The sequence below is a fragment of the Nitrosomonas supralitoralis genome (genome assembly GCF_003011925.2).
Lineage (GTDB): Bacteria > Pseudomonadota > Gammaproteobacteria > Burkholderiales > Nitrosomonadaceae > Nitrosomonas > Nitrosomonas supralitoralis.
In genome coordinates this window covers 1-10,639 of record NZ_PXXU01000018.1, presented here as the reverse complement: position 1 = coordinate 10,639, position 10,639 = coordinate 1, and the positions used below count along the sequence as shown (strand labels likewise).

Here is a 10,639-nt window from a genome sequence, read left to right as displayed (position 1 = left end):
TATGAAGCATCTTGCCATTATCCGATGGATACCGGTCACTTGATTAGCATCGCGTTAATTTGTATTAGTGTATCTTCATCCAGTTCGCCGGCTTCTGCGCTCAGGCGTAACCTTGACATTAGATAGCTGTGATATGCCTTGGCAAGATCACGTTTAGCAGAATACATTTGTTGTTGTGCATTAAGCACATCGACCTCGGTTCTGACGCCGACTTCTTGTCCAAGCACAGTTGAATCCAGTTGACTTTGGCTGGAAATCAAAGCTTGCTTGAGCGCTTTAACCTGTGCAATGCCATTGGTAACATTCAGAAATTGCTGGCGGGCTTGTAGGGCGGTATTGCGTCGGACGGTTTCCAGATCATGTAACGCTCGATTCTGGTTCGCTAGTGCTTCCCGCACACGGGATTGTACAGAAAACCCCTGAAACAGAGGTACGTTAAGCTGGACGCCAATGGATTTTGAAATGAGATCGATACCGCGACCGGTAATTGCACCACCGACACCGGTTTGGTCACTGTATTGTGCAACCAGATCGACAGTTGGGTAATGCTGCGACCAAATTCTCTTTACTTCCTGGCTGGCTATTTCATAGGCGGCTTGCTGAATTTTTAAAGCAAAGTTTTTTTCTTCGGCGGCATGAACCCATTCATCCATGGTGGCGTAGGTTAATTTGCTCAAGTCCGATGCAATTTCTTTTGCACTGACTAAATTCTCAGGAAAACGGTCGATGATGCCCTGTAATGTGCGTTTGCGGATTTCCAGCGCGTTGCGTGCAGCGATCTCTTGTGATGTGGTGAGATCGTAGCGTGCTTGAGCCTCATTGGTATCAACGATGGTGGATATGCCGACTTCAAAATTGCGTTTGGCTTGTTCGAGTTGTTTCAGGATGGCTGTTTTTTGCGCTTCCGCCACTTCCACATCAATTTGCGTATCCAGTACATCAAAATAAGCTTGAGCGACGCGCAAAATCAAATCTTGCCCGGCTACAATGAATTGTGCATCGGCTCTACTGACTTCAGTTTTTGACTGCTGATAGATAACTATATTTTCCATTCGGAACAGCGGTTGCGTCGCTGATATAGTCACGCCACGACTTTGAATGATGACGGGTGCCGGGTTGATGTTAGAGTTAGTCGTAGTACTGAATATGCTGCCTGCATCCACCTCTTGAACAGTACGCGTTCCTGCTAGCGTGATGGTAGGTAAAAAGCCGGCTCTGCCCTGTACCAATTTTTCCTGCGTAGCCTGATAGCCTGCCCGGGCTGATCGATATTGTGCATCCTGCGTTAAAGCTTCTTGATAAATATTCATCAAATCTGCCGCTTGCAGCATGGAAACCGATACAGCACCGATCAGAATAGCGAAAACAAATTGCAGATATTTCATGGTTTTTTCCGATACAGATCCGGAGCAAATGAAGATTCAGCAATGAGTAGTCCGTTGTGTCTGATAGCAGATGTAATTACTTTAATACTCAAAAGGTAAACCTTGATGGCTGCTGTGCATTGACAAATGGAACCGTACTGGTTTCAAACAATGTGGTGGTGGTGAATTCACCGGGCGCCACACAAGTAATCAACAAGGCTTCCATGACCGGATCTTCACCGACAATGGCAAATAACCGTCCGCCCGGATTCAAGCTGTTTTTAAAAGCTTCCGGTAAAACTGGTGTGGATGCGGTTAACACAATTACATCATATGGCTCATACTTGGGCCAACCGCGCGCTGCATCACCTAGTTCGAGGGTAACGTTGGTAATTGCATGCGTCTTAAGGTTGTTTTCCGCCAGTGCTTTCAGTTCGGGAATGATTTCGACGCTGTAAACATGTGCGCCTCTGTCAGCCAGGAGTGCCGTCATGTAGCCGCTGCCACTGCCAACTTCGAGTATTTTGTCGATTTTCTGGATGTGTAGTTCTTGCAGTATGCGTGCTTCCATTTTTGGAGTCAGCATGACTTGCCCATACCCCAGCGGAATTTCCATATCGACAAAAGCCATCGCAAGATTTTCCGCGGGCACGAATTCTTCACGTTTTATTTTGTACAACAAATCAAGCACAGCATCATCCAATACATACCAAGTGCGAATTTGCTGTGCAACCATATTAAACCGGGTTTGCTCAAGATCCATTTCTATTCCATATTCCTAAATTGACATTATGACTTGCAATTATTTCACATTTCCATTAGCTTCACAGCATCAGCTAGGGGTCCGTTTTCAGAATTGAGTGATCTGAAAGATTTGGGTACCTTTAAAAATCCAAAATATTAAATAAGACTAGCAGATTATTGAAAAACTAACTGCATTGCTGCTGCGGTGTTAAAAACAGACTCAAAATATTCATTTATTACGCGTAAACTGCGTTTTTGCCTATTTTTGTCTTGCAGCGATTGCTTCGATAACGTTTTTCAATAGTCTGCTAGGCGCAAGTAAAAAATGTTGTCGTCGCATATAGCTGATATATGAGAAAACATTTTTTGCTAGTAACGAAACGACGTTATTGTAACGAAGTTTGGATTTTTAAAGGTGCTCAATTGGTGAGAGAGTCCCTTAATACCTGACGCGGATAATGCCGCCGTAGGGAAGCTGGGATTTATCCTCCCGCTCTTTATGGCATTACTAAGGAGCAATTTATATGAGCATTACAGTTTTAAACCAAAAAAACTTTTCTAACGCAACAGCCCAAGTCGATGAAGCCGCGGTAAAACCGCTTCCGAATTCGCGTAAAATTTATGTGCAAGGCGCGCGTCCCGATATTCAAGTGCCGATGAGGGAAATCCGCCAGAGTGACACGACTACCAGCGCGGGTGGAGAAAAAAATCCGCCCATCTGGGTTTATGATACCTCCGGCCCCTATTCCGATCCTGCGGTAAAAATCGATATCCGTTCCGGATTGCCAGCCATGCGTGAAAAATGGATTGACGAGCGCGATGATACCGAAATTCTAGCTGGTCATAATTCCGCTTACAGTCAAGCACGCTTGCAGGATCCCAAACTGGCGGATATGCGTTTTAACTTGCAACGGAAACCGCGCTGCGCGAAGACAGGCTTAAATGTCACGCAAATGCATTACGCACGCCGCGGCATCATCACACCTGAAATGGAGTATATCGCCATTCGCGAGAATCAACGCGTCGAAGCATTCAATGCGCAAAATCATGAATTGCTGACACGCCAGCATACGGGACAGGATTTTGGCGCATCATTGCCAAAAATGATTACAGCAGAATTTGTACGCGCAGAAGTGGCGCGAGGACGCGCCATTATTCCAGCGAATATCAATCACCCCGAATCAGAACCAATGATTATCGGACGTAATTTTCTAGTGAAAATCAACGCCAATATCGGCAATTCCGCACTGGGTTCAAGCATCCAGGAAGAAGTGGAAAAAATGACCTGGGCGATCCGCTGGGGAGGTGACACGGTGATGGATTTATCCACCGGAAAAAATATTCATGAAACGCGCGAGTGGATCATCCGCAACAGTCCGGTGCCCATTGGCACGGTGCCCATCTATCAGGCATTGGAAAAAGTCGACGGCAAAGCCGAGGAACTGACTTGGGAAATTTTTCGTGACACGTTGATTGAGCAGGCTGAGCAAGGTGTCGATTACTTTACCATTCATGCCGGTGTGCGCCTTGCGTATGTACCGATGACGGCGAAGCGTATGACCGGGATCGTATCGCGTGGCGGCTCGATCATGGCGAAATGGTGTTTGGCGCATCATGAGGAAAGTTTCTTGTACACGCATTTTGAAGAAATTTGCGAGATTATGAAAGCGTATGACGTTAGCTTCTCCTTGGGTGATGGGCTTCGTCCAGGCTCGATCTATGACGCCAACGACGAAGCGCAGTTTGCGGAATTGAGAACTTTGGGGGAATTGACGAAGATTGCCTGGAAGCATGATGTGCAAACCATGATCGAAGGGCCTGGTCATGTGCCGATGCATTTGATAAAGGAAAATATGGAGTTGCAGCTGAAGCATTGCGATGAAGCACCTTTTTATACGCTGGGGCCGCTGACGACCGATATCGCTCCAGGATATGATCATATCACCTCCGCGATTGGCGCGGCGATGATTGGTTGGTATGGCACGGCGATGTTGTGCTACGTGACGCCGAAAGAGCATCTAGGTCTGCCGGATAAAGATGACGTTAAAGACGGCATCATCACCTACAAAATCGCCGCTCATGCTGCTGATTTGGCTAAAGGGCATCCTGGCGCGCAAATCCGCGATAATGCATTGTCCAAAGCACGTTTTGAATTCCGCTGGGAAGACCAGTTCAATCTAAGTCTTGATCCCGATAAAGCACAGCAATTTCATGATGAAACCTTACCGCAGGATGGAGCAAAAGTGGCGCATTTCTGCTCGATGTGCGGCCCACATTTTTGTTCCATGAAGATTACTCAGGACGTTCGCGATTATGCTGCAAGCCAGGGCGTAGCCGAAGAACAGGCTTTAAAGCTGGGGATGGAACAAAAGTCAGCCGAATTTAAGGAAAAAGGTGCAGAGATTTACAATAAATTGTAATCAGAGCGCCGTTGTCAGATTGATAAAAGTACATATACACGCCAATGGATTTGATTTTATTATTTAAAGCGCTGATCCTTGGCGTTGTAGAAGGATTGACTGAATTTCTGCCGATTTCTTCCACCGGACATTTGATTTTGTTCGGCGACTTACTAGACTTTAACGATGAAAAGAGCAAGGTCTTTACCATTGCGATACAACTGGGCGCTATCTTGGCCGTGTGCTGGGAATATCGTGGGAAAATAACGGATATTGTTATGGGCATAGGTTCAGACGCTACAGCCAATCGGTTTATGTTGAACCTGTTCATTGCATTCATGCCTGCAGCCGTTGTGGGCTTGCTGTTTATTGATGTTATCAAGCAATATTTGTTTAATCCTGTATCAGTGGCTACAGCGCTGGTCATCGGTGGCATTGTGATTTTATGGGCAGAGCGCCGGGATCATGTTATTGATGTGGAGCAAGTTGATGACATGGATTGGAAGCACGCGCTGAAAGTTGGAATTGCGCAATGCTTGGCACTCATTCCCGGGACATCGCGCTCAGGAGCGACGATCATTGGCGGTTTGCTTTTTGGCCTATCGCGCAAAGCTGCCGCCGAATTTTCTTTTTTTCTTGCAATTCCAATCATGTTTGCCGCCACTTTTTATGATGTATATAAAAATCGCGCAATTCTGGAATTGGATGATATGAGCATGTTTGCGGTCGGCTTTTTGGGAGCATTCTTCAGTGCCTTAGTGGCGATTCGCGGGCTAATACGTTTCATCAGTAATCATGATTTTACCATTTTTGCATGGTATCGCATTGTGTTTGGTATGGTCATCCTGGTTACGGCGTATACTGGCGTGATCGGTTGGTCAGAGATGTAATCGTCTTTATAGTTTGTGTACGTTATTCCAATGGATCAAGTATATCGACGAGGGTAGCGTAGTTAATATGCTCTGGATTCGTATAATATGCGTAATTTTCCGAAACACAGCAACTCGTTGCTTGCGGCGAAATACTGTGTTTTCTGATGTACTTGGAAAAAGTGGTGGCTTAAGGAATTTCGAATTTTAATCTTAAAGACCGAGGCCACGATCGCGATGATTAAGTTAAAGAGAATAAATGTTCTACTTTTATAATATGAGCAACTATACTTTCCAATAATAAATTTCCTACAAAAATAGGTAGTCGGTTGAAGTTGTAAGAACCATACTAATAACTAGCTAGAAGACTGGCTAACATCTTGTTGCTCAGTTTCGTGAAAATACAGCACAGACACTATCTGGAAAAATTTTATGAAAAAATAGATTCCATATTTTTCTTGACATTCTCAATCATCCACAATTCTTACAAGATGCAGTGGCTACTATAAATAACTTCATATCAAGCTAATAAATATCTTGTAACTATATGATAAATGTCATTTAATGAAAGTGTTAATTTATTAATCAATCTAAGTAAAACCCTTAGAAAATTATAAGTTAGCTTGCCAAGTTAAGATGTTATGCACAAAGTTATCCACAGAAATTGTGGATAGTAGAAGAAACTCTACGACAAATAGGGCAATAACCCGAAAAGCAATCGTCTAATTTTTGCTAACAGGTCGTTGATAAACGTTTTCGAGGCAACTGATACTAGGCAAAAACAGGCGAAAAAGGGCGGTTTATGCTTAATAAATGAGCATTTTTCCTGGTAGCCTTTACTACATAGAAGGGCTTGATATCTGTTGCTGGGTTGCGTTCGGCTAGTCCATGGCCTACTATTGCAAAGCGGAATATCTGCCCACAAACAGTTAATGTACGTTTGGCAATATCTAACGCGCTAAGTAATTCAATCATCTATCACCATAATAAGAGCAGGTGCCGTTAAGTCAGCAATAGGCTTATTCTCAATAATTGGAAAAATATCTGCTTCTAATTGCCTATCGTATAGTCTACGTGCCGTTCAGTGTTGCTTGATTTCCAATAAGCCCACCGCACTCTCGCCATCAATTCAAAGCTATTTTTAGCCGCAGTTGCTTTGAGTTTTTTCTTTACGATGTTGTGAGGGGTCAGTATCTTGTGCTAATAGCTCTTTAAAGTCTGCGTGCTTCTTTCAATTTCGCTTCAGGATAAACTCGCATGGAGAGCATTTTTGCCGTGCCATTGAATCGATAACGATATCGCCACCATTTCGCGCCGGAAGGTTGAATTATTAGAAAGACCTCTGCACAACTGCGTGAATTTGCTGTGATAATGGGAGAAATATCTAAATAACTTTTGTTATGCGTGTCATCTTGACAAAAAGTGAAGTTTATTCTCTTTTTAAAGGGAGTTTTTCCCCTTATGCAGCATTTGGACGGACGACTCCCCTTGGTGGCTTGTCCACGAAAATTTTGTTGGCTGCTTTTTTAGATTCATGCAGATGCTTTTCTGCATAACTTGGGCGTTGACTTTTGCCGTGCCGAGAGCGGGTTTGTTCTTGTACGCGCGATGCATGATTGCGCTCTTGATTTTGTGCTTTCTTAGAAACTGCCGATTGGCGTTGCTGACTGATCCTTTGTCGGCATATACCCGATTTACCTCGATGTGCGCACCCTCGAAAGCTGCTTCGAAATGGAGCATTTCGCTCTGGTTAACAGGGGCAGTGTGAACCCCGCGCACATAGCCGTCTTGTGCGTCCACTACCCGATAAATGCGTTAGCCAAATTGTGACTTCTTGCCTTTTTTAGCCAGGTCGCAACCAAATTCACGATTTGTTCTTCAATACAGATGACTTTCGGTTGGCTGCCATCTCCAAATTGAACAGCCTTACCTTCGGCATCCACCTCAAGCAGGATAGCCTTTTTGCGGCGTGCCGCTGACTCAACCAGCGTGGCATCAATTACCGCTCCCGTCGCGCCCTTGATCATCAATCCGAACATACAGTGCTTGCTCCAACGCAGCATCCGATAAACTATGTCACTGTCCCAGTAGGATCGCTTTGAACATCATCAACCTATCAAACGGTTCCTGTCCTCGCACCCTGCGATAACTCGCGTTTGTATAAACCTGTAAGCTTCGAACCTAACTCCTCCCAGTCAATCAGGACATCAATCTTCATCAGTACACTGTCTCGTCACAATCGCTGTGCCAATTCCAGTGTTCCAAAACTCATCTGCATCTCTTGCTCCAACTGGCTTTTGCTTGTCACTGTTTTAGTCGGTTATCGTGCTGACAGGGGGTGCAATAGTCTTTGCTAGAAATAAAAACCCAACGAAGCGGGTTAAATTATGTTGTTCATTCTTCAAAAGATTAGTGAAGTTTTTTTGTTATATGATTTAGAAGAGAATTCCTTTTCTTGAATCCTGTCCTCATCGTAGCTTCTTATGAAGGAATGTATTTTATAAAAGACTGATATTTTCCGTAAGAATAGCTAATATGTTTTATTTTAGAGAAATTACTATGTGAATAATTTTTCTTTTGCGGAAGTCCCGAAGGCATAAAATTCATCGATCCAATCATCGGAAAGCCTGATTCGTAATCATTTTTTTCTACAAATATTTTCTCATTATCATTAAGTTCTCTTTTATTTTCCATATTAGCTTACTCCTGAAAAAAATGTAAATAAGTAGTATTTATCTCTATGACTTTGATAAATATTCTTTACATTTTGTTAAATATATCTAGCAATCTTCAATATGATATGTACCGTCAAATGAATCAAAATCTTCTTCTGCGTGTACTTCAAGGGGCGGTATTTCAAAGCTAAGTGCTGAGTTATCAAAATATGAATTAGAATCAGTAAAATCGATCTCATAGATATTCTCTCGGATTACCATAATATCCTCCTTTTTGAGCAAGAGACTTATCATGATTATTTCTACCAAAAATGTATGTGCGATTGCTAACTTAGGAAGTTTTTAGAATGGAAAAAGACCGCGATAAACAATCTCACTGGATCACTCTGGCACCCGCCATAGCTATCCAGGCGTTACTTGCTGAGCGGGATGGTGAACAACGGGTCTAGTGGTTACTGAAGAAACGCCTCCTGAATATCACTGGATTCAGGATCGTTGGTCAAGATTGCGCAGAGTCTCGGAGCCAGAATCTGAACCATCATCCAATACCTGATATAGATTCTTTCAGAAATGAACAATCCCGTCCGGGCCGCCTGTAATTGCGCCAGCGATTCTGTCAATTGGCACAGTTTTAAAAAAAGTTATTTGGATCATCAGCAAAATGCTTTTTAGCAAGCATTCCCAGTCGAAGGAGATGTTCGTCGTGCTGACTTAATACCGAAAACGAAAAGTTTGACATCGCTATTGCTATTGATTTTCCAGATACTCGATAATTTCTGCATTCTATTACATTTCGCACACCTGTTCCTCGGCCAGTTAATTGAATACTGCGGATAGCCCCAAGCTCATTTCATAGGAATTGGTGCCGTTGTAGATGAAATGTCTTAACAACAGAGCATTCCTTAATGGATCGAGAACAGAACATTGCACCGCCAAACCCGAAAGATGAAGTGCTCCGTAAGGTTGGTAGAAACTTGCTGATATTTCAGCAAATCGAAAGTTTGCTGAAAATGATTCTGGGAAATTCAAAAGTGCAAGGCTATGTCCGTGAATTAGCGTTTAAACAGGAACAGCGTATTAACGGAATGCAGAAAGACATGATGGGGCAACTCATCCAGCGGTATTTTGACGAAATATTATCTTCATCCGATGAAGAGCCGCAGAGACCACGCGATTTGATGGAACCGTGGTTATCTTCCTCATTTAAAATTGCCGTTGATGCTGTTTTTGCTAAAAATCAGCTTGAAGCCTTTGAAATGATGCGCGAAGAACGCAATCGACTGGTTCATCATTTCTTGCCATATTGGCAATCCGATTCTCCTGAAAATTTGATACAAACCAGTGACTATCTCGATAAGCAGAGAGAAAAGATATTACCTGTCTGGGATCATTTGAAATTTGTAGCCAAGACGATGCAGCAAGCCAGGCAAGAATTAGCCAGTTATATGGGTTCAAATGAATTTGATCAGCAGCTCAAGTTATTGTGGCTTCAACAAAGCCTGTTGATACAGTTGTTTTGTGACATTGCGATGCAGATTGGCCGTGCTGACAGGTGGGCTTGCCTTACATATGCAGGGAAACTGGTGCATATGCAGTTGGCAAATGATGTCGCTCAGATGAATGCAACTTATGGTTATCATTCCTTCAAAAAGCTATTGATTGCATCAGGCCAGTTTGAAATATGGGATAAAGCATTGCCATATGGAGGATCCCGGACATTCTATCGAATCCGTCCTGATCATAATTGACATCCAATCGATGGAGAAAACAATGGCTAGAAGAAATGGCATTGCTGAAGACTTATTCAAAATAACTGCAACATTGTCTTGGTGGGTAGGAATCGTTCTTGCTGTTGCGGTTTACGTTTATGCTGTTCTTGAGACGCCAATCCAGGCAGCTCCTGGATAAATCAGCCACGTGGTTGCCGGCCAAATGGGTAGAACCTTTGCGTATTACGGGCAATATATTTTGCCGGTGCTATTTTTATCCGGTGCGTTGGCATCTTTTTTCAAACAACGCAAACGTAAGAATCTTGTTCGGTTTGCAGGTAGCGGAAAAGCGGATGGCGGGATTGATTGGGTACTTAAGAAAGATGATGAAATATTTCTTGTTCAGTGCAAGCAGTGGCGCGCCTATAAGGTGTCGGTCACTGTCGTGCGTGAGCTACTTGGTGTGATGGTTACAAAAGGAGCCGCGGGCGGATTTGTTGTCACTTCAGGTATTTTTACTTCGGAAGCACAATCTTTTGCCAAAGGACAGAATATTGAACTGATTGATGGATCTGAACTGAGGGCAATGATTGGAAAAACGCATGGGCTGACTTCAAATAAGGTAGATCGCGCTAAAAAGAATGTTCTGGAATCGACACCTTCTACAACCACTGCAGAGCCGAGTTGTCCCCAATGCGGTATGCAATGGTCAAGCGTGTAGCAAGAAAGGGAGCGAATTCTGGAAAAAACTTCTGGAGTTGTGTTGAATTTCCGAGATGCCGAGGTATAAGGGCCATTGGCTAAAGTAGCGATAAGTTCACTACTGTCCCGTTAACATTTAATTGAGGCGGCCTGATTTGCCCTGAATTGGTATAATAA

Annotated in this window: 12 protein-coding genes; 5 read left to right on the top strand and 7 right to left on the bottom strand. The window is 43.5% G+C overall.

From position 1 onward, the window contains the following. Positions 1-35: 35 nt before the first annotated feature. Positions 36-1,385 carry a TolC family outer membrane protein gene (locus C7H79_RS07475; protein ID WP_106706667.1) on the bottom strand — a complete coding sequence of 450 codons (1,350 nt, stop codon included), beginning with the start codon at positions 1,383-1,385 and terminating at the stop codon, positions 36-38. An 88-nt stretch (positions 1,386-1,473) separates the two neighbouring features. Further along, positions 1,474-2,127 carry a protein-L-isoaspartate O-methyltransferase family protein gene (locus C7H79_RS07470; RefSeq protein ID WP_106706666.1) on the bottom strand — a complete coding sequence of 218 codons (654 nt, stop codon included), beginning with the start codon at positions 2,125-2,127 and terminating at the stop codon, positions 1,474-1,476. 505 nt (positions 2,128-2,632) lie between these two features. On the opposite strand from C7H79_RS07470, the gene thiC reads away from it, so the two are divergent. Further along, the gene (gene thiC / locus C7H79_RS07465; RefSeq protein ID WP_106706665.1) at positions 2,633-4,528 is read left to right on the top strand and encodes a phosphomethylpyrimidine synthase ThiC; all 1,896 of its coding nucleotides are present in this window, start codon (positions 2,633-2,635) and stop codon (positions 4,526-4,528) included. Between the two features lie 44 nt (positions 4,529-4,572). Further along, the gene (locus tag C7H79_RS07460; protein ID WP_106706664.1) at positions 4,573-5,397 is read left to right on the top strand and encodes an undecaprenyl-diphosphate phosphatase; all 825 of its coding nucleotides are present in this window, start codon (positions 4,573-4,575) and stop codon (positions 5,395-5,397) included. A 750-nt stretch (positions 5,398-6,147) separates the two neighbouring features. On the opposite strand, the gene C7H79_RS17650 is transcribed toward C7H79_RS07460, so the two are convergent. From C7H79_RS17650 to C7H79_RS07450, 5 genes are all read right to left on the bottom strand, one after another. Then, on the bottom strand, positions 6,148-6,351 hold the full coding sequence (locus C7H79_RS17650; RefSeq protein WP_147383570.1) for a hypothetical protein: 204 nt from the start codon (positions 6,349-6,351) through the stop codon (positions 6,148-6,150). 236 nt (positions 6,352-6,587) lie between these two features. Then, entirely contained in the window at positions 6,588-6,704 is a 117-nt protein-coding gene (locus C7H79_RS19430) for an Arm DNA-binding domain-containing protein (RefSeq protein ID WP_374058001.1), read from the bottom strand. A 112-nt stretch (positions 6,705-6,816) separates the two neighbouring features. Next, positions 6,817-7,176: a hypothetical protein gene (locus C7H79_RS18835; protein WP_242447190.1), complete on the bottom strand. Its 360-nt coding sequence runs from the start codon at positions 7,174-7,176 to the stop codon at positions 6,817-6,819. Beyond that, on the bottom strand, positions 7,176-7,415 hold the full coding sequence (locus C7H79_RS18830; protein WP_242447189.1) for a hypothetical protein: 240 nt from the start codon (positions 7,413-7,415) through the stop codon (positions 7,176-7,178). The genes C7H79_RS18835 and C7H79_RS18830 overlap by 1 nt, the downstream gene beginning before the upstream one ends. Before the next feature lie 442 nt (positions 7,416-7,857). Next, a complete protein-coding gene (locus C7H79_RS07450) occupies positions 7,858-8,070 on the bottom strand; it encodes a hypothetical protein (protein WP_106706663.1) in 213 nt (70 codons plus the stop codon). An 886-nt stretch (positions 8,071-8,956) separates the two neighbouring features. Between C7H79_RS07450 and C7H79_RS07440 the strand changes: the two genes are divergently transcribed. Genes C7H79_RS07440 through C7H79_RS07435 form a run of 3 tightly spaced genes read left to right on the top strand, consistent with a single transcriptional unit; the run spans position 8,957 to position 10,481 of the window. After that, the gene (locus tag C7H79_RS07440; protein WP_106706662.1) at positions 8,957-9,799 is read left to right on the top strand and encodes a hypothetical protein; all 843 of its coding nucleotides are present in this window, start codon (positions 8,957-8,959) and stop codon (positions 9,797-9,799) included. 22 nt (positions 9,800-9,821) lie between these two features. Beyond that, positions 9,822-9,959, top strand: a complete 138-nt coding sequence (locus C7H79_RS17895) for a hypothetical protein (protein WP_172592379.1) — start codon at positions 9,822-9,824, stop codon at positions 9,957-9,959. 24 nt (positions 9,960-9,983) lie between these two features. Further along, complete coding sequence (locus tag C7H79_RS07435; RefSeq protein ID WP_197714608.1) at positions 9,984-10,481, top strand: restriction endonuclease; 498 nt, start codon at positions 9,984-9,986, stop codon at positions 10,479-10,481. The last annotated feature ends 158 nt before the right edge of the window (positions 10,482-10,639 follow it).